Consider the following 21,086-nt stretch of genomic DNA (forward strand, 5'->3'; position numbering starts at 1 on the left):
TCTGATGGCTGCTGTGGTGGGTATCCGTGCATGGCCGCGACCGGTCGTCCTCGTCGGTGCGACGCTGCTGGTCGCCGGCTGCTACTACGCGGCGGGGCGGCTCGGGCTGTCCCAGCAGCTGACCGCCGACGGGTCGGTCGTCACGCCCATCTGGCCGCCCACCGGCCTCGCGGTCGCCTGCCTGCTCCTGTTCGGGCCGTGGTGCGTGCCGGGCATCGCCCTCGGCGCGCTGCTGGTCATCCTCTCCCTCGGCTCTCCCGGGCCCGAGACCGTCGGCATCGTGGCCGGCAACACCGCCGCCCCCGTCTGCGCCTGGCTGATGCTGCGCGCCGTGGGCTTCCGGGTGAGCCTGAGCCGCCTGAGGGACGGGCTGGCGCTCGTCTTCCTGGGGGCGCTGACCGCCATGCTGATCAGCTCCTGGACGGGCGTCGGCATGCTCGTGCTGTCGGACAAGCTGCCCACCGACCATCTCGGGATCGTCTGGCTGGCCTGGTGGGTCGGTGACGCCATGGGGGTCGTTCTCGTCACCCCGCTGCTGCTCCTGCTCTACCGCGCTCGCCTGCCGCCCCCGTCCGTGCGCTGGACCGAGGCCGTCGGGCTCACCGTCGTGGTGTGCGTCCTGGTGCCGATGATCATGTACAGCTCGGTCAGCGTGATGTTCCTGACGTATCCGATCCTGATCTGGTCGGCGCTGCGCTTCCAGCTGGCGGGCGGCATCCCCTGCGCCCTCTTCGCCTCGGTCATGGCCACCGTCGTGGCCCGGGAGGGGGCCGGGTCCTTCGGAAGGCTGACCGAGATCGAGACGATGATGAAGCTCCAGGCATTCAACGGGACGCTGGGACTGACCGCGCTCCTGCTCTCCGCGGTGATCAGCGAGCAGCTCAACACCAGACGGTCGGTGGAACGGGCCTGTCACGAACTGGTCGAGGCGCTGCAGCACCTGAACGCCGGAGGCTCCGGTCCGGGACCGCCCGCGGGAGGCGTCCGGTGAGCCCGGCGGCGGGAGCACCGCCGCCGGGGGCGGGCGTCAGAAGTCGTAGTCGTCGATGTTCCCGGCGTCGAAGACCGTCGGGTCGCCGAGGGTGATGACGCCGTTCGCGCCGAGTTTGAACCAGCCCATGTCCCCGGCCAGGAACATCTGCCCCTCCCGGCCGGTGATCTGCCCGGAGGCGAGGGCCACCGCGGCGTGACCGGCCAGCTCACCGAGCTTGGCCGGGTCCCAGAGCAGGAACGCCTCCACCGTGCCGTCCTCGATGTAGGGACGCATGTCGTTGGGCGCGCCGAGCCCGGTGAGCTTCACCTTGCCCTTGTACGACGACTGGGAGAGGTACTTCGCGGCCGCCTTGATCCCGTTGGTGGTGGGGGAGATGATCCCCTTCAGGTTCCCGTGTTCCCGGAGCAGCTCCTCGGCCTTCTGGTACGACTTCTCGGCCTCGTCGTCTCCGTAGACCACGTCGACCAGCCGCATGTCCTTGTACCGCGCATCCTCCAGCTCCTTCTTGATGCTGCTGATCCAGGCGTTCTGGTTCGTCGCCGTCCGGGCGGCGGACAGGATCGCTATGTCACCCTTGTAGCCGGTCTGCTCACCGAGCAGTTCCAGTTGCCGTACCGCGATGTCCTCGGCGCTCGCGGGAGAGACGAAGGCATAGCGGCACTCGGGTTTCGTGTCGGAGTCGTAGGTGACGACCTTGACGCCCTCGTCCATGGCCCGCTTCAGGGAATCGCACAGCGCGTCGGGGTCCAGCGCCGACACGGCGATCGCGTCGACCTTCCGCCCCGTCAGGTCGTTGATGTGGGTCACCTGCCCGGAGGCGTCGGCGCCCTGCTCCGTGCCCACCTCCTTGAAGGACGAGCCCAGTGACTTGACGGCACGCTCCCCGCCCCGGTCGGCGACCGAGAAGTACGGCGTGTTGACCTGTTTGGGAAGGAAGCCGACCGTCAGCCCCGTCCTGGTGGGGGCGTTGGGGGAGGCCTCGGCGTTCTTGGCGTTCGTCGCGGTGCCGGCGTCCGCCGGACCGTCGCCGTCGCCGCACGCGGCGGTGAGGAGACCGAGGGAAGACACGGCGGCGACGAGTACGGAGGCACGGCGTGAGGGGGATTTGTGCATGTGCTTCTTTCGCGTGGGGCCGCCCGGGCGTGGGGGCCGGGGCACTGAAAGGATTCAATGAAGCTTGACCGGGACGTTAGGCAGAAACGCCGTTGTGGTCAATGCACTTGGGGGAAGCAGTTCTTGGGCCCGCGGTCCCTCGGGCCTGCCCCTCGGGGGGTTGCTCAGGCCGATGCCCGTGTGCCGGTCCCCGTCGCCCGGCCGAGCGTGCGGTCGAAGAGGGTGAGCAGCAGATACAGCACGCCGGCGGCGAGCATGACCCAGGCGAGCCGGTGCAGGCCGGCGGTGTCGGCGCGTTCCCCGAAGGAGGCGGCGGTCGCGGAGGAGGCGACCATCGAGCCGATGTAGGAGAACGTGCGCAGCAGTCCGGCGGAGGAGGCGGTGCGCTCCGGATCGGCCTGGAAGTACACGGAGTTCTGCAGGGCCAGGTTGTTCAGCCCCTGCGGGATGCCGAAGATCAGCGCGACCAGGAGCAGCGTCCACAGCGGGCTGTCCCCGCCGAGGGTGAGGATCACCAGGCAGGCGACGATCTGCCCGGCCGCGCCGAGCAGCAGCTTCCCCCGTACGCCCGTGCTGCGCCCCGACACGATCGAGACTCCGATCGCCAGCAGGAACATGGGTATCTGCGCCAGTCCGGCGTGGAAGGGCGTCAGTCCGAAGCCCTCCTCGGTCCACTGGGTGAAGCCGTAGAGGAAGGAGTACGCGACGACGTAGGCGACGAGCGCCCGCCCGTAGGTGGCCAGCAGCGGCGTGTTGCCGCCGAGCACGCGCAGGTCGATGAAAGGGGTGGCGGCCCGCAGCTCCCGCAGCGCGAACGCGGCTCCTGCGGTGGCGGCGAGCGCGAGCAGGTACCAGTCGCGCAGGTGCAGGTTCATCAGGAAGAGCAGCAGCGAGACGAGCGTCGCGGCGAACAGCCCCATGCCGGGCAGGTCGAGCCGGGCGGCCAGGCTCCCGTGGCGCCCCGCCCCGTCCGCCGGGTCCGCCTTGGGCAGTCTCAGCAGTCCCAGCAGTACGGCCGCGACGGCCAGGGGTACGTTCAGTGCGAAGGTGGCGCGCCAGCCGCCGACCGCGATCAGCAGACCGCCCAGCAGCGGGCCGACGACGGCGATGGTCTGGTTGGCGACCGCAAGGGCGGTCAGCACCCCGCCGGGGCTGTCCCGTCCGGTGCGCTCCGCCTCGCTGCGCACCAGTGCCATCGCCGCCGGATAGCCGGCGCAGGTGCCGAAGCCGAGCAGGACCCGCGCGCCGATCAGGACGCCCAGGTTGGGCGCGAGGGCGCCGACGACGCCGGCGACGCCGACGAGGCCGGTACCGAGGAGGAAGAGCCGGCGCGGCCCGAAGACGTCGATGAGCCGGCCGACGACCGGCTGCCCGAGCGACGTGGCGAGGTAGAGGGCGGAGACGAGCCAGGCGGTCTGCGAGGCGGGCGCACCCAGGGCTCGGCCGATCGGTACGAGGGCGACCGCGATGATCGTCGAGTTGATCGGGTTGAGCACCGAACCGAGCAGCATGGGCGGCAGCAGCCCGCGGTCGAAACCGGGCTTTTGCGCGCCGACCGCCGGGCCCGTCCTCGCGTCAGTCACTGGTCAGTCGCTCCAGTACGGCCATGGCCGCGATCACCGCGCGGCGCTCCTCCTCCGTGCACCTGGCCTGCAGCCGTTCGGCGAGCCATTCGGTCCGGGCCTGCCGGCCCTCCTCCACGCGGCGCACGCCCTCCGCGGTCAGTGTGATCAGCAGGCGGCGCCCGTCGTCCGGGTCGGGATGCCGCTGCACCAGCCCCATGGAGGCGAGCGCGGCGACCGTCGCCGTCATGGACTGGTGCCGGACCCCTTCGGTGGCGGCGAGTTCGCTGGCCGTGACGCCCCCCTTGTCGGACAGCCGGGCCAGCACCGAGGACTGGCTCAGGGTGAGGTCCTCGACCTCGGACGCCTTCAGGATGCGCCGGCGCAGCCGGCTGATGACCGCCCGGACGTCGCGCGACGCCTGGACGGCCGACGGCGACTGGCTCTCGTTCTGGCTCATGGCTCCAGGCTAATATCCACAGGGTGAGCTGTACAGCCTTGGCTGTACATGCCGAGGCGCCGCCTGTCGGCCGTACGCGGCGGTGCCGGCCGTCGGCCGCGCATATGGGCCGCGCATATGGGTCGCGCATGTGGGCCGCACCCGTGGCCGCGAGGACTTTCGCTCAGACTGCAATGACTTGCTCACGACAAGTTGGGCGCTTCATCATGCGACGACCGGTGTGCGGACAACTCCCGTGCCTCACGGGCGGGTTCGCTCCACGCATCCGGCCGGCCGCGCTCTCCGGTGCCCGTGCGGTCGCCACCCCACACCCCCCACGGGCACCGGAGAGAGCGGAGCACCCACATGTCCTCCGGACTCCCCGCCGGACGCGCGCGCACCGCGCTGTGCGCCGCGGCCGTCGCGGCCGCCCTGGCCCTGACCGGCCAGCCGTCCCCGGCCGCCGCCGCACCGGCCACCCCGCCCGGCGCCTCCGTCAACGCGGCGTTCGCCCGCGCCGCCGACGCCCACGACGTCCCCCGGGACCTCCTGGTCGCCGTCGGCTACGGCGAGACCCGCCTCGACGACCACGCCGGACTGCCCAGCCAGGACAACGGCTACGGCATGATGCACCTGGTCAGCAACCCCGAACGGCACACCCTGGAACGGGCCGCCCGACTCACCGGCGCGAGCCCCGCCGACCTGGGGCGGGACACCGGCGCCAACATCGACGGCGCCGCCGCCGTACTGCGCGCCCTGGCCGACGAGGCAGGTCTGGACGCCGCCGACCGCGACCGGCTCGGGGCCTGGTACCCCGTCGTCGCCCGCTACGGCGCCCCCGGCGGCCGGGCGGCTGCCCGCCTGTACGCCGACGCGGTCTACGAGTTCCTCGGCGAGGGCGTACGGACCCGCGTCGACGGCGGCGAACAGGTCGGCGTCGCCCCGCGCACGGTGCGGCCCGAACGCGGCCCGTACGCCGGGGTGGACACCGGGGTGGGACTCGCCGCGGCCGCCGAATACCCTTCGGCGCTCTGGAACCCGGCCTACTCCGGCAACTACGCCGCCGGTCGCAGCTCCGCCGTCACCACGGTGGTCGTCCACGTCACCCAGGGCTCGTACGCGGGTGCCATCAGCTGGTTCCAGAATCCGTCCGCCCAGGTCAGCGCCCACTACGTGGTGCGGTCCTCCGACGGGCAGATCACCCAGGCCGTCCGCGAGGGCGACACCGCCTGGCACGCCCGCTCGGCCAACCCCTACTCCGTCGGGGTGGAGCACGAGGGCTACGTCGACGACCCCGCCTGGTTCACCGACGCCATGTACCGCTCGTCGGCGGCGCTGACCCGCTACCTCACCGACAAGTACGGCATCCCCAAGGACCGCGCGCACATCGTCGGACACAGCGAGGTCCCCGGCAACGACCACACCGACCCCGGCCCCCACTGGGACTGGGCCTACTACATGAGCCTGGTCCAGGGCGACGGCGACGGTGCCACCGGGACCCCCTTCCCCACCTGGGGCTCGGACGTGAGCATCCGTCAGCAGCCGACGACCGACTCCGCACGGGTGGCGAGTCTGCCCGGACCGACGTCCGTCCGCGTGGCCTGCCAGGTCCACGGCGGCCTCGTCGAGTACGACGGCTACAGCAACGACGCCTGGTCGTACCTGCCCGACCACGGCGGTTACGTCTCCAACATCTTCATCGACGTCGACGACGCCTGGCTCCCAGGAGTGCCCACATGCTGACCCCTTCCCTCCGGCGCCGCGGCTCCGCCCCGCGCCGCAGACCTCGCACCATGCGCGCCCTGAGCGGCACCGCGTGTCTGCTCGCCCTCGCCGGTACGACCCTCGCCGCCGCGCCCGCCCCGGCCGCCGACACCCCGCCCGCCCCGGTGTCCTGGCGCGCGGACCTGTCCCGGACCGGCGCCGACGACGTCAACGTCCGGTACGGCTCCGGTGCCCTGCGGGTGCGCGACGGCTCGGTCAGCCCCGCCTCCCTGGGGCGGGACCGCGGCTACGCCTCCGCCGTACTGGAGACGCGCCACGTGGACCGTCCCGTGAACCGGGTCTCCGTGGACCTCGACGCGACGGTGCCCGACGCGGCGAGCGTCGAGGTCGACGTGCGCGGACGCGCGGCCGACGGAACCTGGACCGAGTGGCGGCGGGCGGCGGCCGCCGCCCCGGCCGAACTGCCCCGCGACGTCGTCGACGTGCAGGCCCGGCTCACCCTATGGAACGCCAAGGGCGAACCCACCGCGGCCGTACGGGCGCTGACCCTGACGGCGGACGACACAGGCACCGCTCCCGCCGAGCCCGCACCGACGACCCGGGCCTCCGCCTTCTCCGCCCGCGTCTACGCCACCCGCGAGGGCCTCGTCGGGTACACCACCGCCAACGGGCACGTCATCCAGGCGAACGACCACTTCGTCGCGCTCCCCTCCCGCAGGGCCCTGTCTCCCAACGGCAGCGGCCAGTACTCGGTACAGGTCTGCGGCCCCGCCCGCTGCGAGACGGCGCCGGTGTGGGACGTCGGCCCCTGGAACACGCACGACGACCACTGGAACCCCTCGGCGCAGCGGGAGCAGTGGAAGGACCTGCCCCAGGGCCTGCCCGAGGCGCAGGCCGCCTACGAGGACGGCTACAACGGCGGGCGCGACGAGTTCGGCCGCCAGGTCGCCAACCCGGCGGGCATCGACCTGGCCGACGGCACCTTCTACAACGTCGGTCTGAACGACAACGGCTGGGTGACCGTCACCTACCTGTGGACCGAGGGCGGCGGCGACACCACGTCGTTCCCGACCTGGGGGACCGACGTGAGCGTGCGCCGGCAGGCGACGACCGACTCCACCCGGGTGGCGAGCCTGCCCGGGCCCACGACCGTGCGCGTGCGGTGCCAGGTCCACGGCCAGCTCGTGAACTACGACGGCTACAGCAACGACGCCTGGTCCTACCTGCCCGACTACGGCGGTTACGTGTCCAACATCTTCATCGACGTGGCCGACGCCTGGCTCCCGGACGTGCCCACCTGCTGAGCCTCCAGGAGGGCGGACCCCAGCGCCGTGCGGCGGTGCAGCACCCGGTTTCCCTCGCGCCGGGTGCTCACCAGCCCCGCCTCGCGCAGCACGGCGGCGTGCCGGCTCGCCGTGGAGGGCGCCAGGCGCAGCGCGGCGGCCAGGGCGGTCGTCGTCATCGGCGCCTCCAGCGACTCCAGCACCCAGGCCCGGGAGGTGCCGATCAGCTGTGCGACGGACGGCCGGTCCGCGCCGGCCCGCAACCGGGGGAGCCAGCCCGGCTCCGGGCACAGCGGATGCACCAGTACGTGCGGCAGCGACTCGTCCACCAGGGCCAGCGGAGCGCGTACGCAGAAGAAGGCGGGCACCAGCGTCAGCGGACGCCCGCCCAGCCGCAGCAGCCTGGGCTCGGGGTAGGGGGTGGCGAGCCGCCCGCCGTCGGGCCGCCGCCAGCCCGGCAGTTCCGCGTAGCTGGCCAGCAGCGCCTCCGCCCCGCCGGCCAGCGCCGCCTCTGCCCGCCGGGCACGGTCCTGGCCGGCCCGGGCGCGGATCACGGACAGGTACGGTGCCACCGCGAGGGCGTGGTAGCGCCGCAGCGTGCCCCCGAGCCAGCGCAGCGCCGTCGGCTCCCCGGTGGCGACCCACCGCACGCTGTGCGGCACCGGCCGGGGCGACTGGGTGCCCAGCCGGGCCAGTTCGGCGACGAGCCGGCGCCGGGGCGTCGACTGCACCCGGTCGACGGCGTCCTCCAGAGCGAGGTCGCCGAGACCGGGCGTGAGGAAGTCCGGGAAGTACCCCTCGGCCGGGCACAGCGACATCAACGCCCTGACGTCGTCGGCCAGTCCGGCCCGGTGGAGGGCCCGGCGCACCTCGCGCCGCCAGGGGTCGTAGAGCAGGGGCTCCTGGCCGTTCTGGAGCAGCTGGAGGCTCAGCACGGTCTCCCAGAGCGCGTCGGCGCCGCGCGCCACCCGCAGCCGGGCCAACGCGCCCTGGTCGAACTCGACTTGAAGCACTGACTCCACTCCACTCGCGTCCCGGCGGCTTGCCGGGGAAGCCGACCGTCAGTCGTGCGGTGCCAGACGATGGTGCCCGAGGTCTACGCGCGTCCGCCACAGGCCGTGGCGAACCGGCGGCGGAACCGACCCCACAATGGGCGCATGACCTCCTCCTCAACGCGCTTCGCCGTGCGGGACGATCCGGCGCGGACACGCCTCGCGGCCGCGGTGGCCGCGGCGTTGACCGTGGGTGCCGGACTGGCGCTCAGGGCCGTGGCGGCGGGGGAGGTGGCCAAGTACGGCGGAGACGCGCTGTACACCCTGCTGCTGTTCGCGCTCGTCCTGGTGGTGGCGCCGCGCACGGCACCGGCGAAGGCCGCCGGGGTGGCCCTCGCGGTGAGCTGGGGAGTGGAGTTTCAGCTCACCGACGGGCCGGCGTACCTCGCCCGGCAGAGCACGGCGGCCCGTCTGGTGCTCGGCTCCACCTTCAACGCGCCGGACCTGTTCTGGTACGCGGTGGGCGCGGTGGCCGGCCGGCTGGCCGTCAGGCGAGGGTGAAGCGCAGCGGTGCTCCGACCGCGGCCTGGGCAGCCGCGGCGAGCGCCGGCTCCGGGACGACCGCCACGACCGGGTAGCCCCCCGTCGTCGGGTGGTCGTGCAGGAAGATCACCGGGCGTCCGTCCGGCGGGACCTGCACGGCGCCCAGGACCATGCCCTCGCTGGGCAGTTCACCCGCCGACCGGCGCTGCAGCGGCGGCCCCTCGGTGCGCAGGCCGATGCGGTTGCTGTGGGGGGAGACGCGGTAGGCGGCCGAGGTGAGCGTGCGCAGCGCGGCCGGGGAGAACCAGTCGGGGCGGGGGCCGAGGCGCACCGGCAGGACCAGCTCGGCCGGCGGCCCGGGCCAGGGGGCGGCGACGGGCAGCGGCACCGGCCGCGGGGGAGCGCCCACCGCCACGACGTCCCCGTCCCGCAGGGGGTCCGGGCCCAGCCCCGACAGCAGGTCCGTCGAGCGGCTGCCCAGGACGGGTTCGGCGGCGATGCCTCCCGCGACGGCCACGTACGAGCGGACGCCCGCGGTCACCGCCCCCACGTCCAGGACCGAGCCCGCCGGCACCCGGACCGGGGCGCCCCAGGCGGCCGGCACGGCGTCGACCGTCACCGGGCAGGGCGCTCCGCCGACCACGACGGTGACGTCCCGGTCGGGCCGCAGGGCGCAGCCGGTCAGGGTCGTCTCCAGGACGGCGGCGCCCGGGGCGTTGCCGAGGAGGCGGTTGGCGAGCCGCATCACGGGCGCGTCCAGCGCGCCGGAGCGGGGGACGCCCAGGTGGGCGTGGCCGGGCCGGCCCGCGTCCTGCACCGTCGTCAGAGCGCCGGAGCGCACCGTCGTCAGCTTGGCCGTCATGCCCCGGCCTCCTGGCCCGCACCGGCCGCCGCGGTGCGGTCGGTCCCGGTGTCCGCCCTTCCCGTGCTGCCCGTCCTCGCGCCGTCCGCCGTGACGAACCGCACACGCGTGCCCGGTGTGAGCAGCGCCGCCCGCTCCCTGGCCGGGTCCCACAGCGGGTGCGGGTCCGGCATGGTGCCGATCAGCTGCCAGCCGCCCGGGGTGGCGCGGGGGTAGACCGCGCTGTAGGGACCGGCCAGGGCGACCGCGCCGGCCGGCACGCGGGTCCTCGGCGTGGACCGGCGGGGGACGTGCAGCCGGGGCGGCAGCCCGGTGAGGTAGCCGAAGCCCGGTGCGAAGCCGCAGAACGCGACCCGGTAGGTGTGCGCGCTGTGACGTGCGCCGACCTCGTCGGGTGCGACCCCCCACAGGGCCGCCACGTCGGCCAGGTCCGGCCCGTCGTAGCGCACGGGGATCTCCACCGCGTCGCCCGTGCCGTCCGCGACCGGCGGCACCTGCCAGCCGGCGACCCGGCGGGCCAGTTCCCGGGGGTCCGCCACCCCGTCCAGCAGGACGGTCCGCGCCCCCGGTACCACCTCCGTGACCGGCGGCAGCGTCCCGGCGGCACGCCGGCGCAGCACCTCGGCGTGGAAGGCCGCGGTGTGCTCGGCGTCGGGCAACTCGACGAGGAGGGCGTGGCGGCCGGCGGGACGCGCACTGAGGGATCCTCCGCCGGTCACGCGAACGCCCCGATGCCGACCCCGGCCGTCTCCAGCGCCGCACGCACCCGGGCCGCGATCCGGGCGGCGTTCGGGGTGTCGCCGTGCACGCACAGCGAGCGGGCGGCGACCGCGACGGCCGCGCCGTCCACGGCCTCGACGGAACCCTCCACGGCGAACGCCACCGCCCGGCGCACCACCGCGTCCTCGTCCGTCACCACCGAGTCCGGCTCGCGGCGGGGGACCAGGGTGCCCCGCGCGGTGTAGGCGCGGTCCGCGAAGGCCTCCGGGACGCCGGTCAGCCCCGCGTCCGCGGCGGCCGTGAGCAGCCGCGAACCGGGAAGGCCGAGCACGGGCAGCGCGCCGCCCGCCAGCCGTACCCCGGCCACGACGGCGTGGGCCTGCTCGTCGTCGTGGACGGTGCGGTTGTAGAGCGCGCCGTGCGGCTTGACGTAGGCGACGACGGCCCCGGCGGCCTCGGCGAAGACCCGGAGCGCGCCGATCTGGTACGCCACCTCGGCCGCCAGTTCCTCGGCGGGGACGTCCATCGCGCGCCGTCCGAAGCCCGCCAGGTCGCGGTAGGACACCTGTGCCCCGATCCGCACCCCGCGCTCCGCGGCGAGGCCGCAGACGCGGCGCATCACCGAGGGGTCGCCCGCGTGGAAGCCGCAGGCGACGTTGGCGCTGGTGACGACGGAGAGCAGGGCGTCGTCGTCGGTGAGGGTCCAGCGGCCGAAGCCCTCGCCGAGATCTGCGTTGAGGTCGATCACACCCTGAAAGTAGACGATTGTTGAACGATCCGACAAGAGGCCGAGGATTGCCCCTGGGGGATGAGGATTCACCTCTTGTTAGATCGTTGAACGATCGCTAGTGTCCGTGCATCTGCCACGTATCCGGAGCTATGGTCCCCGGGACCGATGAGTCACGTTCCGAAGCTCCGGACACGTGCCCCGCCCCCTCATGCCTGAAGAAGGCCACCGAATGATCGTTCTCCTCGGTGTGGTCGTGGTGATCCTCGGATTCGTCACGCGCCGCAACCCCGTCCTCGTGGTGGGCGTCGCCGGTATCGTCACCGGACTGCTCGGCAAGATGGACCCGCTGGAGGTCCTCGCGGCCTTCGGCCGGTCCTTCGCCGACAGCCGCTCGGTCACCGTCTACGCCATCGTGCTCCCGGTGATCGGGCTGCTCGAGCGCTACGGCCTGCGCGAGCAGGCCCGCAACCTCATCGGCCGTCTGGGCAAGCTCAGCGCCGGCCGGTTCCTCACCGTCTACCTGCTGGTCCGGCAGGTCACCGCGGCCTTCGGTCTCAACAGCATCGGCGGCCCGGCACAGACCGTGCGGCCCCTGGTGGCACCCATGGCCGAGGCCGCCGCCGAACGCTCCACCGGGGCCAAGCTGCCGGACAGGCTGCGCGAGAAGGTGCGCTCCTACTCGGCCTCGGCCGACACCGTGGGCGTCTTCTTCGGCGAGGACTGCTTCATCGCGATCGGCTCCATCCTGCTGATCACCGGCTTCGTCAACTCGACGTACCACCAGGACATCGAGCCGACCCAGCTCGCCCTGTGGGCCATCCCGCTCGCCGTCTGCGCCTTCCTCATCCACGGTGCCCGGCTGCTGCTCATGGACAAGCAACTGGAGCGCGAGATGGCGCAGGCCGCCGCCGAGCACGATCTGCCGCTTCCCGAGGGGGCCGACAAGTGATCAAGGTCGAATGGCTGTACTGGCTGATAGGCCTCGTCTTCGTGGTCATGGCCGTGCAGATGGCCACGGACCGCAGCAACCCCAAGCGGTGGACGTCCGCCGCGTTCTGGGGCCTGCTCGGACTCACCTTCCCCTACGGCACCGGCGTCGCCAACGCCACCGCGGGCAACGGCGGCTGGACCCTGCCCGCCCAGCCGCTCGGCGTCGCCGTCCTCGCCCTGATCGTGCTCGCCGGCTTCAACTTCCTCGGCAAGGGCGTCCCGGTCACCACCACCGGCGAACAGCGCGAGGCCGCCGCGAGCCGGCTCGGCAACAAGATCTTCATCCCGGCGCTCACCATCCCGCTCGTCGCGATCGTCTGCGCCTCCGTGCTGGACGAGTCCGGGCTCTTCGAGTCGGGCAAGGCCACCCTCCTCGGGCTCGGCCTCGGCTGCATCGCCGCACTCGTCGTCGGCATGCTCGTGACCGGCGAGAAGAAGCTCTCCGTCCCGATCCACTCCGGCCGCTCCATGCTGGAGGCGATGGGCTCCGCCCTGCTGCTGCCCCAGCTGCTGGCCGTGCTCGGCTCGATCTTCGCCGCCGCCGGGGTCGGCGACCAGGTCGGCGACATCATGAACAAGGTCCTCCCCGACGACTCGAAGTACTTCGCCGTCGTCGCCTACTGCGTGGGCATGTTCCTGTTCACCGTCATCATGGGCAACGCCTTCGCCGCCTTCCCCGTGATGACGGCGGCGATCGGCTGGCCGGTGCTCATCCAGCAGATGCACGGCAACGAGCCCGCCGTCCTCGCGATCGGCATGCTGGCCGGCTTCGCCGGCACCCTGTGCACGCCGATGGCCGCCAACTTCAACATCGTCCCGGCCACCCTGCTCGAACTGAAGGACCAGTACGGGCCGATCAAGGCACAGCTGCCGACGGGCGTCGCGCTGCTCGGCTGCTGCACGGTCATCATGGCGCTCTTCGCCTTCTGACCGTCCCGCCCGCCGCGCGCCGGTCCCGCCCGCAGCGGCACCCGTACGACCCGACCCGCAAGGCAAGGAACGTCCATGACCCGTGTCCTCATCACCGGCTTCGCCCCCTTCGGCGGCGAGCGCGTGAACCCGTCCTGGCAGGCGGCGTCACTGGTGGCCGCCGAACCGCCCGCCGGCCTCACCGTCACCGCCGCCGAGCTGCCCTGCGTCTTCGGCGAGTCCCTCACCGCCCTGCGCGACGCGATCCGGACCGAGGCCCCCGACCTGGTGCTCTGCCTGGGCCAGGCGGGCGGACGCCCGGGCGTCACCGTCGAGCGCGTCTGCATCAACGTCGACGACGCCCGCATCCCCGACAACGCCGGCGGGCAGCCCATCGACGAACCGGTGGTCCCGGACGGCCCCGCCGCCTACTTCTCCACCCTCCCCGTCAAGGCGTGCGTCGCCGCGATGCGCGAGGCCGGAGTCCCGGCCGCGGTCTCCAACACGGCCGGCACGTTCGTCTGCAACCACGTGGCGTACGGCCTCGGCCATCTCGTCGCCACCGAGTTCCCGCACATACGCGGCGGGTTCGCGCACGTGCCCTGGGCGCCGGAACAGGTGCCCGACGGCACCGCTCCCGCCCTCCCGCCCGCCACCGTCGCCCACGGCCTGCGCGCCCTGCTGGCCACCGCCGCCCGCACCCCCGCCGAGCAGGACCTGAAGGTCACCGAAGGAGCCACCCACTGATGCCGCTCAGCGCCCACGCGGCCACCTTCGCCCAGCTCGCCCTGGCGAACATCACCCGCGAGTACCCCAACTTCCCCGCCCACCTGATCACCTCGGCCGACGAGCACGTGGCACCCCGCTCGCTGCACCCCGCCTTCTACGGCGCCTACGACTGGCACTCCTCGGTGCACATGCACTGGCTGCTCGTCCGACTGCTCCGCCGCCACGGCGGCACCCCCGCACTGCCGGACACCGGGGCGGCCGTCGCCGCGCTCGACCGGCACCTCACCCCGGGCCACCTCGCCGCCGAGGCGGCCTACCTGCGCGAGCGCCCCTCCTTCGAGCGCCCCTACGGCTGGGCGTGGCTGCTCGCGCTCGCCGCCGAGTGCCGGGCACACGGGGGAGCGCAGGGCGGGCGCTGGGCGGAGGCACTGAAGCCGGCCGTGGACGCCGTCGACGCACTGCTGGCCGACTGGCTGCCCAAGGCCACCTATCCCGTACGCCACGGCAACCACCCCAACAGTGCCTTCGCGCTGGGGCTCGCCCTCGACTCGGGCGAGCTGTCGGCCGGGACCGACCGGGCCGTACGGGAACGCCTGCTGAGCTGGTTCGCCGACGACCACGACGCGCCCGCGCACTGGGAACCGTCGGGGCAGGACTTCCTGTCCCCGGCGCTCACCGAGGCCGACGCGATGCGCAGGGTCCTCGCGCCCGAGGGGCTCGCGGCGTGGCTCGACCGCTTCCTGCCCGGACTCGCGACCGGTGCACCCTGCGCGCTGCTGGAGGTGCCGGTGGTCTCCGACCACGCGGACCCGCAGATCGGCCATCTGCTCGGCCTGACCCTCAGCAGGGCGGCCGCCCTGCGTTCGCTCGCCGACGCCCTGCCCCAGGGCCCGGCCCGCGCCCGCCTGGACGCGGCGGCCGGGGCACATCTCACGGCGGGCATGCCGGCGGTGGAACGCGGTGACTTCACCACCGACCACTGGCTGGCGACCTTCGCCGCACTGGCGCTCGACCCGGTGGCACCGCGCCGCTGACGCTCCGAGTCGCCGGGGGACCCGCAGCTCACTCCGTCCACCGACATCGTCCCTTTGGGAACGGCCGGGGGAGGGGTCCTTCCGGCAGGGAGCCGGGCGGCTCCGCGCGCCAGGGGAGCGGCGGAGCCGCCCGTTGGACCACGACGCCACATGAAAGCGGCGTTCATTACTCAACTGCGACGCTCACGGCCGGTCCGGGCGCTCCAGACGCCGCAGCGCCCGCACCAGGGCTTCGACGCCCGCCTCGGCCTTCGAGCGGGGACAGCCGACGTTGAGCCGTACCCGCCCGGGTGAGCCGTAGGCCGCCCCGGGCATGACCGCCACCCTCTCCACCTCCACCAGCTCGCGCTGCAGCTCATCGTCGTCGACGCCCAGCGGACGCAGATCGATCCACGCCAGGTAACCCGCCTGCGGGGGCCGCCAGTCGAGACGCGGGAACGCCTCGCAAAGACGGTCGGCGACCATCGCCAGGTTGCCCGAGAGATACGTCCGCAGCGCGTCCAGCCAGGGCGCGCCCTCTCGGTAGGCCGCGATGTGGCCGACCAGTGACAGCACCGCGGGAGAGGAGAGTCCGTCCGCCTCCTTGAGCTCGCGCAGGTAGGCGTCGCGCGAGGCAGGGTCGCCGATGATGCCGTAACCGCCCGTCAGTGCCGGGATGTTGAAGGACTTGGACGCCGAAGTGACCACGGCCCAGCGGCCGTCACCGCCGTGCCGGACCCAGGGGCGGTGGACGTGCGGGGCGTGTGCCAGGTCGGAGTGGATCTCGTCGGCGACGACCGCGACGCCGTGCCGTGCGCACAGCCGGGCCATCCGGTCCAGCTCACCGGCCGACCACACCCGGCCCGTCGGATTGTGCGGCGAACACAGCAGCAGCACGGCCGTGTCGGGCAGCGCCAGGAGGCGTTCCAGCTCGGCCCAGTCGTCCAGGGGGCACTCCAGGAGCCGCCGGCCGCTCGCCGACACGGTCTTGGGGAACGCGTCGTACATCGGGGTGTGGGTCACGACCCCGTCGCCCGGTCGCGACCACAGACGCAGCAGCCGCGAGATCTGGTAGACGACGGACGGTGCGTAGACGACCGACTCGGGATCCACGTCCGTGCCGTGCCGCGACGCGTACCAGTGGACGATCGCGGAGAGGAAGTCGTCCTGGCGCCAGCGCGAGTAGCCGAGCACCCCGTGGTCCAGACGGCCGCGCAGCGCCGCCAGTACCTCGGGGGCGGTCTCGAAGTCCATGTCGGAGATCGTGAACGGCAGCAGGTCCGGCACGCCGAAACGGTCCTGGACGTAGTCCCACTGCGTGCACCAGGTGCCGCGCCGGTCCACCGGCGTGTCGAAGTCGTACGGCGCGGGAGCGGGCGCATGGGCCGGAGCGCCGTGGGACGGGTGCGGGGCCATGGTCAGCCCACCGGGATCATCGTGGCGAGGGCGTCCTTCACGGACTGGACCTGCGGGCCGATGACGACCTGCACGTTGTGACCGTCGAGTTTGATGACACCCACCGCCCCCAGCTTCTTCAGCCGTGCCTCGTCGACCCGTCCGGCGTCCGCCACCGTCATGCGCAGGCGGGTGATGCAGTTGTCCAGGGACTGAATGTTGCCGGCGCCGCCGATCGCGTCGAGCATGGCGACGGCGTCGTACTTCCCCGCGACCAGCTCGCGCGCCGGCTCGGGAGCCGCCCCTTCCCGGCCCTCTTCCCGCGCCCCGTCCTGCTCCTCACCCTGCTCCTCACCCTGCGCCTCGTCGTGCGCGTCGTCCGTCGGCGGGTCCTCGCGGCCGGGCGTCCTGAGGTCGAAGCGGGTGATGGCCCAGCGGAACAGGAAGTAGTACCCGGCGAACCACACCGCCGCGATCACGGGCACCAGATACCACTTGGTCGACGAGCCCTGGAGCACACCGAAGACGAGCCAGTCGATGACGTTGCCGTCCGTGTTGCCGATGAAGACGCCGAGCACGGCCGCCGTGAGGAAGCCGAGGCCCACGAGGACCGCGTGGATGGCGTAGAGCCACGGGGCGACGAAGAGGAACAGGAACTCCAGCGGCTCCGTGATGCCGCCGACCACGCAGGCCACGACGCCGGACACGAGCAGGGCCTTGATCTCCGGGCGCATCCGGCGGTTCGCGCAGTGGTACATCGCGAGCGCGGCGCCCGGAAGGCCGCCCAGGTAGACCGCCATCTTGCCCTGGGACAGGAAGTGCGTCGCGTCGGTGACCGCGGTGTCGGGGGCCGCCGAGCAGTCCAGCTGGGCGTAGAACAGGTTCAGGGCGCCGGAGACGTGTTCGCCGCAGACCGCCCCCGAACCGCCGACGTCCGTGAAGCGGAACATGGCGACGAGGATGTGGTGCAGGCCGATCGGGCGCAGCAGCACCTCGCCCATGCCGAAGAAGAACGGCCCGAAGACGCCGGTGTGCCCGATGCCGCGGCCCACCGCGTTGATCCAGCCGTTGAAGGTCGGCCACACCAGCGGGATGAGCAGCCCGAGCACGCTCAGGACCAGGGCCGAGACGATCGGCACGAAGCGCAGGCCGCCGAAGAAGGCCAGCGCGTCGGGCATCCGCTGCGTGCGGAAGCGCCGGTGGAGCAGGCTGACGACGATGCCGACGGCCACGGCGCCGAGCAGCCCGGTGTCGATGGACTGCACGCCCAGCACGTCGGCGATGCCGTAGTGCCCGATCGCCTTCTCGTCCTCGAAGTCGACGCCCTTGGCGGTGAGGTAGAAGTTCACCGCGAGGTTCATGGCGACGAAGCCGACGAAACCGGAGAACGCGGCCACGCCCTTGTCCTCGCGGGCGAGACCGAGCGGGATCGCCATGGCGAACAGGACGGGCAGGAAGGTGAAGGCCACCAGACCCGTGTTGGCCATCCAGGTGAAGACGAGGTGGAAGCCCTCGCCCTCCAGAAAGGCAACGTTGTCAGTGACCGCGTCGCTGGACAGGGAGGAGCCGATGCCCAGCATGATGCCGCAGAACGCGAGCAGGGCCACCGGGAGCATGAACGTCTTGCCGAGCCCCTGGAGGAATTCCCAGAGTGCGGCCTTGGTCTTCTGCATGTGTACGGAACTTTCGGGCCTGGGGGACGGACCCGTCCGCTCGCCGTGGCGGAGCGGGACGGGCCGGCGGGCAAACCGGTGGCGGAGGCAGATCGAGGGGGCGGCCCGTCCCGTGCGCGCCGCCCGGGGATCGCCCGGTGACCGCACGAAGCAGGGCCGTTCCGCCGCGGGGATCACATCACAGCAGGTCGCCGGCTGTCCATGGCTGCTCCCGCCACTCGTCCGCGGATCCGACGCCGTCGCCTGCCGGCTTCCACAACGCCGTTTCGCGGGAGCGGAGTTGAGATATTGGCGTGGCGCAGGAGGCGGTGGCGTCCCAAGTGGCGTGAGTCCGGCGTCGGCCGGGGAGGATCCAGCCCTGCACCCGTCCCGTCACCTCCCGCCGGAAGGCAGGCACCGATGCACCCTCTCCTCGCCCGCACACTCTCCGCCGCCCGGGCGCCCCTGGCACGGGGCGTCGCGGCCACCCTGGCCCTCACCCTCGCGTCCTCCGTCCTCGCCGCGTCCGCGAGCACCGCCGCCGCTCCCGCCGGCACCGGGGCGGACCGTCGTCCCGGGAACAACGCCTGGTTCACGTCCTGGGCCGCCTCACAGCAGAATCTCGCGCCCACCCCGCTGCGGGACCAGTCGATGCGCATGATCACCCACCTGAGCCAGGGCGGTGACGCGGTCCGGATACGCGTCCAGAACACCTTCGGCGAGAAACCCCTCACCGTCGACGCGGCGACCGTGGCGCACAGCGACGGCGAGGACGCCGCGACGCGGGGGCGCCCGCGTCCCGTCACGTTCGACGGCCGGCGCCGGGTGGTCGTCCCGCCCGGCGGTGAGGTGTGGAGCGACACCACCGTGCTGCGGACCGCGGCCCAGGACGACGTCGCGGTGTCGCTCTCCGTCTCCGGCACGGTGGCCCCGGGGCGGCACGACAGCGCCTTCCGCACCAACTACCTGACCCCGCCCGGCTCGGGCGACCACACCGCCGACCCGGACGGCACCGCGTTCACCGAGACGACCGGCTCGACCCTCCTGGTGAGCGCGGTCGACGTGCGCAACCCGCGCCTGCGGGGGAGTCTCGTCGCCTACGGCAGCTCGGTGGTCGACGGGACCGGGTCGACGAACTGCGGACCGGACTGCAGCCGCCCGGGAGCCGACCTGAGGTGGACCGACGACCTCGCCCGGCGCATCACCGCCGAACTGCCTCCCACCCGGCAGTTCGCCGTCGCCAACGCGGGCATCGGCGGCACCACCAGCGCCGCCACCTGCCCGGGCATCGGTGAGCCCGTCCGCGGCCTGGACGCCGCCGCGCGGCTGGAACGCGACGTGCTGGCCCTGCACGGGGTCACGGGGGTCCTCTACTACTACGGAACCAACGACCTCCCGGCCGGCTGCGGCGCCGCGCAGATCGAGGCGAGCTACCGCGAGGTCTTCCGGCGGCTGCGGGCCGCGGGCATCAAGGTGTACGTCACGCCCATCACCCCCCGCCCGGGCTACACCGACCAGCACAACCGCGACCGGCACGCCGTCGGCACGTTCGTCTCGACATGGAACAGCTGCGCCGGCACCTGCGACGGGATCCTCCCCTTCGACCAGGTACTCGCGGACCCGGTGCACCCGAACAGCATCCACCCGCCGTACGACACCGGTGACGGCGTCCACGCGAACATCGCCGGCCAGCAGGCGCTCGCCGACATCGTCTCGCTCCCGATGCTGGCGGCGTCGGCCCGCCGGTGACCCGCCGGCCCGGGTCATGAACTCCCGGGCGGGCGCAGGGCGTCGACGACGAGGTCGAGCAGGCGGTGCGTGCGCTCCGGCTCGTCGTCGGCGGCCGTCGAGAGGAACACGCCGAGCAGCATCGCGGTGACGTCGTCGGGTGCCACGTCCGCGCGCAGCGAGCCCGCCCGTACCCCGGCCGTGAGCATGGTGGCGATCGCGGCCGTGATGCGCTCGCGGGTGGCCGGCGTCGCGAGGCGCCCCGTGGCCCAGGCGCTGTGCAGGGTGTTGAGCATGGAGCGCTTCGTCGCGACGAACTCCGCGTAGCGCTCCATCCACGCGCGCAGGGCCCGCTCGGGCGGCAACTCGTCGAGCAGCGTGGCGGCGCCGGCCGTCACGTCGTCCAGCTCGGCGGCGTAGACGGCCTCGACCAGGGCCTCGCGGGTGGGGAAGTGGCGGTAGAGCGTGCCGATGCCGACCCCCGCCTCGCGCGCGATGCCCTCCATGGGGACGGCGTCGTCCGCGGCCGTGAACGCGGCCCGCGCGGCGGCGACGAGCTTCTCGCGGTTGCGCCGCGCGTGCGCGCGCAAGGGGCGGTCGGCGTGGGGCGGCCGTCCTGGCTCAGCGGCGGCGGCCGGTCTCGGTTCCTGGTCCGGGCTCAAAGCGGAGGGACCTCCGGTAGTGCTACAGTCGTAGAAGCGGAGGTTCCTCCGCTTCTGTCATCTTCTCACGAGGACGGACTTCCCATGACGTCAACCGGTACCTCCTCCTCTTCCCGCGTCCCGGACGACGGCGCCCCGCGCCCCGGCGGTACGGGACCGCTCGGCGGCCGCACCGTCTCGCGGATCGGCTACGGCGCGATGCAGCTCGAACGCCTGCGCTCCGACCGTGCCGCCGCCGTCGACCTCGTACGCCGCGCGGTGGACCGCGGCGTCGACCACCTCGACACCGCCCAGTTCTACGGCGACGGATTCGTCAACGAGGTCGTCCGCGAGGCGCTCGGCCCCGCGTACGACGTCGTCGTCGTGAGCAAGGTCGGGGCCGACCCCGACCCCGGCGGCCCCCTCCCGCTGCGCCCCGCGCAGCGGCCCGAGGAACTGCGCGCGAGCGTCGAGGACAACCTCAGGAGCCTCGGCACCGACCGGATCGCGGTCGTGAACCTCCGCCGCCTCGACACCGGCCCCGGCCTGCGCGCCGAGGGCGACCAGGTGGTGGACCTCGACGACCAGCTCGCCGTGCTGACCCGGCTGCGCGACGAGGGCAAGATCGGCGCGATCGGTCTGAGCAGCGTGACCGCGGACGGGCTGCGCCGGGCCCTTCCGGCGGGCATCGTCTGCGTTCAGAACGCCTACAGCGTCGTGAGCCGCGGCGACGAGGACATGCTCGGGCTGTGCGCCGCCGAGGGCATCGCCTGGGTGCCGTACTTCCCGCTCGGCGGCGCCTTCCCCGCCATGCCCAAGGTCGCCGACGAGCCCGCGGTGCACACCGTCGCGCAGGCCCTCGGCGTCACGCCGGCCCAGGTGGGCCTCGCCTGGCTGCTCCACCACGCCCCGAACGTGCTCCTCATCCCCGGCACCGCCGACCCCGACCACCTGGACGCGAACCTCGCGGTGGGCGGCATCGCCCTGGACGAGTCGTCCCTCGCCGCGCTCGACGCCGTGCGCAGTCGCCCCGCGGACGTGCGGCTCGGCTGACGGCGGCGGTCCT

General features: G+C 73.1%; 20 protein-coding genes. 10 read left to right on the top strand and 10 right to left on the bottom strand.

All coding sequences use genetic code 11. From position 1 onward, the window contains the following. The first annotated feature begins 4 nt into the window (after positions 1–4). Positions 5–991: an MASE1 domain-containing protein gene (locus tag ACIQFU_RS07910; RefSeq protein ID WP_402549857.1), complete on the top strand. Its 987-nt coding sequence runs from the start codon at positions 5–7 to the stop codon at positions 989–991. Positions 992–1,027: 36 nt separating this feature from the next. Here ACIQFU_RS07910 and rhaS read toward each other — a convergent pair whose 3' ends face one another. From rhaS to ACIQFU_RS07925, 3 genes are all read right to left on the bottom strand, one after another. Continuing rightward, positions 1,028–2,107: a rhamnose ABC transporter substrate-binding protein gene (gene rhaS / locus ACIQFU_RS07915; protein ID WP_402549859.1), complete on the bottom strand. Its 1,080-nt coding sequence runs from the start codon at positions 2,105–2,107 to the stop codon at positions 1,028–1,030. Between the two features lie 164 nt (positions 2,108–2,271). Further along, a complete protein-coding gene (locus tag ACIQFU_RS07920; protein WP_402549861.1) occupies positions 2,272–3,690 on the bottom strand; it encodes an MFS transporter in 1,419 nt (472 codons plus the stop codon). Then, the gene (locus ACIQFU_RS07925; RefSeq protein ID WP_402549863.1) at positions 3,683–4,129 is read right to left on the bottom strand and encodes a MarR family winged helix-turn-helix transcriptional regulator; all 447 of its coding nucleotides are present in this window, start codon (positions 4,127–4,129) and stop codon (positions 3,683–3,685) included. Before ACIQFU_RS07925 ends, ACIQFU_RS07920 begins: the two co-directional genes overlap by 8 nt. Positions 4,130–4,474: 345 nt before the next feature. Here ACIQFU_RS07925 and ACIQFU_RS07930 point away from each other — a divergent pair, with 345 nt between their 5' ends. Together ACIQFU_RS07930 and ACIQFU_RS07935 are read left to right on the top strand one after the other, a co-directional pair. Next, positions 4,475–5,851: an N-acetylmuramoyl-L-alanine amidase gene (locus tag ACIQFU_RS07930; RefSeq protein WP_402549865.1), complete on the top strand. Its 1,377-nt coding sequence runs from the start codon at positions 4,475–4,477 to the stop codon at positions 5,849–5,851. After that, positions 5,845–7,137, top strand: coding sequence for a hypothetical protein (locus ACIQFU_RS07935; protein ID WP_402549867.1), 1,293 nt, complete (start codon positions 5,845–5,847; stop codon positions 7,135–7,137). The genes ACIQFU_RS07930 and ACIQFU_RS07935 overlap by 7 nt, the downstream gene beginning before the upstream one ends. On the opposite strand, the gene ACIQFU_RS07940 is transcribed toward ACIQFU_RS07935, so the two are convergent. Then, complete coding sequence (locus tag ACIQFU_RS07940; protein WP_402549869.1) at positions 7,074–8,129, bottom strand: winged helix-turn-helix domain-containing protein; 1,056 nt, start codon at positions 8,127–8,129, stop codon at positions 7,074–7,076. The genes ACIQFU_RS07935 and ACIQFU_RS07940 overlap by 64 nt on opposite strands. 144 nt (positions 8,130–8,273) lie before the next feature. Between ACIQFU_RS07940 and ACIQFU_RS07945 the strand changes: the two genes are divergently transcribed. Continuing rightward, positions 8,274–8,669 (top strand): DUF2809 domain-containing protein, encoded by a 396-nt coding sequence (locus ACIQFU_RS07945; protein ID WP_402549871.1) that lies wholly within the window; start codon positions 8,274–8,276, stop codon positions 8,667–8,669. Here ACIQFU_RS07945 and ACIQFU_RS07950 read toward each other — a convergent pair. From ACIQFU_RS07950 to ACIQFU_RS07960, 3 genes are read right to left on the bottom strand one after another with little or no spacing between them, the layout of a single operon-like run. After that, positions 8,656–9,513, bottom strand: a complete 858-nt coding sequence (locus ACIQFU_RS07950; RefSeq protein ID WP_402549873.1) for a biotin-dependent carboxyltransferase family protein — start codon at positions 9,511–9,513, stop codon at positions 8,656–8,658. The two genes, ACIQFU_RS07945 and ACIQFU_RS07950, sit on opposite strands and share 14 nt — an antisense overlap. Then, complete coding sequence (locus ACIQFU_RS07955) at positions 9,510–10,232, bottom strand: allophanate hydrolase subunit 1 (RefSeq protein ID WP_402549875.1); 723 nt, start codon at positions 10,230–10,232, stop codon at positions 9,510–9,512. The genes ACIQFU_RS07950 and ACIQFU_RS07955 overlap by 4 nt, the downstream gene beginning before the upstream one ends. Beyond that, positions 10,229–10,981 carry a LamB/YcsF family protein gene (locus ACIQFU_RS07960; protein ID WP_402549877.1) on the bottom strand — a complete coding sequence of 251 codons (753 nt, stop codon included), beginning with the start codon at positions 10,979–10,981 and terminating at the stop codon, positions 10,229–10,231. Before ACIQFU_RS07960 ends, ACIQFU_RS07955 begins: the two co-directional genes overlap by 4 nt. Positions 10,982–11,192: 211 nt before the next feature. On the opposite strand from ACIQFU_RS07960, the gene ACIQFU_RS07965 reads away from it, so the two are divergent. The 4 genes from ACIQFU_RS07965 (at position 11,193) to ACIQFU_RS07980 (ending at position 14,625) form a co-directional block, all read left to right on the top strand. Further along, the gene (locus ACIQFU_RS07965) at positions 11,193–11,912 is read left to right on the top strand and encodes a DUF969 domain-containing protein (protein ID WP_402549879.1); all 720 of its coding nucleotides are present in this window, start codon (positions 11,193–11,195) and stop codon (positions 11,910–11,912) included. Further along, the gene (locus ACIQFU_RS07970) at positions 11,909–12,883 is read left to right on the top strand and encodes a DUF979 domain-containing protein (RefSeq protein WP_402549881.1); all 975 of its coding nucleotides are present in this window, start codon (positions 11,909–11,911) and stop codon (positions 12,881–12,883) included. The genes ACIQFU_RS07965 and ACIQFU_RS07970 overlap by 4 nt, the downstream gene beginning before the upstream one ends. Positions 12,884–12,958: 75 nt before the next feature. Beyond that, positions 12,959–13,609 (top strand): pyroglutamyl-peptidase I, encoded by a 651-nt coding sequence (gene pcp / locus ACIQFU_RS07975; protein ID WP_402549883.1) that lies wholly within the window; start codon positions 12,959–12,961, stop codon positions 13,607–13,609. Further along, complete coding sequence (locus tag ACIQFU_RS07980) at positions 13,609–14,625, top strand: DUF2891 domain-containing protein (RefSeq protein WP_402549885.1); 1,017 nt, start codon at positions 13,609–13,611, stop codon at positions 14,623–14,625. The genes pcp and ACIQFU_RS07980 overlap by 1 nt, the downstream gene beginning before the upstream one ends. Positions 14,626–14,808: 183 nt before the next feature. Here the strand turns inward: ACIQFU_RS07980 and ACIQFU_RS07985 are convergent, their stop codons facing one another. Continuing rightward, complete coding sequence (locus ACIQFU_RS07985; RefSeq protein ID WP_402549888.1) at positions 14,809–16,020, bottom strand: MalY/PatB family protein; 1,212 nt, start codon at positions 16,018–16,020, stop codon at positions 14,809–14,811. Between the two features lie 2 nt (positions 16,021–16,022). Next, on the bottom strand, positions 16,023–17,672 hold the full coding sequence (gene malX / locus ACIQFU_RS07990; protein ID WP_402549890.1) for a maltose/glucose-specific PTS transporter subunit IIBC: 1,650 nt from the start codon (positions 17,670–17,672) through the stop codon (positions 16,023–16,025). Positions 17,673–18,071: 399 nt separating this feature from the next. On the opposite strand from malX, the gene ACIQFU_RS07995 reads away from it, so the two are divergent. Continuing rightward, positions 18,072–19,400 (top strand): SGNH/GDSL hydrolase family protein, encoded by a 1,329-nt coding sequence (locus ACIQFU_RS07995; RefSeq protein ID WP_402549892.1) that lies wholly within the window; start codon positions 18,072–18,074, stop codon positions 19,398–19,400. Between the two features lie 14 nt (positions 19,401–19,414). On the opposite strand, the gene ACIQFU_RS08000 is transcribed toward ACIQFU_RS07995, so the two are convergent. Continuing rightward, positions 19,415–20,041 (bottom strand): TetR/AcrR family transcriptional regulator, encoded by a 627-nt coding sequence (locus ACIQFU_RS08000; protein ID WP_402549895.1) that lies wholly within the window; start codon positions 20,039–20,041, stop codon positions 19,415–19,417. A gap of 84 nt (positions 20,042–20,125) precedes the next feature. Here ACIQFU_RS08000 and ACIQFU_RS08005 point away from each other — a divergent pair, with 84 nt between their 5' ends. Beyond that, positions 20,126–21,073, top strand: a complete 948-nt coding sequence (locus tag ACIQFU_RS08005; protein ID WP_402549897.1) for an aldo/keto reductase — start codon at positions 20,126–20,128, stop codon at positions 21,071–21,073. Positions 21,074–21,086 lie beyond the last annotated feature (13 nt).

Source organism: Streptomyces sp. NPDC093065, from assembly GCF_044754585.1.
Classification (GTDB): domain Bacteria; phylum Actinomycetota; class Actinomycetes; order Streptomycetales; family Streptomycetaceae; genus Streptomyces.

Excerpts from the sequence above, each read along its gene's own strand:
- ACIQFU_RS07965 (WP_402549879.1), top strand. The coding sequence starts at position 11,193 with ATGATCGTTCTCCTCGGTGTGGTCGTGGTGATCCTCGGATTCGTCACG.
- malX (WP_402549890.1), bottom strand. The coding sequence starts at position 17,672 with ATGCAGAAGACCAAGGCCGCACTCTGGGAATTCCTCCAGGGGCTCGGC.
- ACIQFU_RS07935 (WP_402549867.1), top strand. The coding sequence starts at position 5,845 with ATGCTGACCCCTTCCCTCCGGCGCCGCGGCTCCGCCCCGCGCCGCAGA.
- ACIQFU_RS07945 (WP_402549871.1), top strand. The coding sequence starts at position 8,274 with ATGACCTCCTCCTCAACGCGCTTCGCCGTGCGGGACGATCCGGCGCGG.
- ACIQFU_RS07985 (WP_402549888.1), bottom strand. The coding sequence starts at position 16,020 with ATGGCCCCGCACCCGTCCCACGGCGCTCCGGCCCATGCGCCCGCTCCC.
- ACIQFU_RS07910 (WP_402549857.1), top strand. The coding sequence starts at position 5 with ATGGCTGCTGTGGTGGGTATCCGTGCATGGCCGCGACCGGTCGTCCTC.
- ACIQFU_RS07930 (WP_402549865.1), top strand. The coding sequence starts at position 4,475 with ATGTCCTCCGGACTCCCCGCCGGACGCGCGCGCACCGCGCTGTGCGCC.
- pcp (WP_402549883.1), top strand. The coding sequence starts at position 12,959 with ATGACCCGTGTCCTCATCACCGGCTTCGCCCCCTTCGGCGGCGAGCGC.
- ACIQFU_RS07950 (WP_402549873.1), bottom strand. The coding sequence starts at position 9,513 with ATGACGGCCAAGCTGACGACGGTGCGCTCCGGCGCTCTGACGACGGTG.
- ACIQFU_RS07995 (WP_402549892.1), top strand. The coding sequence starts at position 18,072 with ATGCACCCTCTCCTCGCCCGCACACTCTCCGCCGCCCGGGCGCCCCTG.
- rhaS (WP_402549859.1), bottom strand. The coding sequence starts at position 2,107 with ATGCACAAATCCCCCTCACGCCGTGCCTCCGTACTCGTCGCCGCCGTG.
- ACIQFU_RS07980 (WP_402549885.1), top strand. The coding sequence starts at position 13,609 with ATGCCGCTCAGCGCCCACGCGGCCACCTTCGCCCAGCTCGCCCTGGCG.
- ACIQFU_RS08005 (WP_402549897.1), top strand. The coding sequence starts at position 20,126 with ATGACGTCAACCGGTACCTCCTCCTCTTCCCGCGTCCCGGACGACGGC.
- ACIQFU_RS07925 (WP_402549863.1), bottom strand. The coding sequence starts at position 4,129 with ATGAGCCAGAACGAGAGCCAGTCGCCGTCGGCCGTCCAGGCGTCGCGC.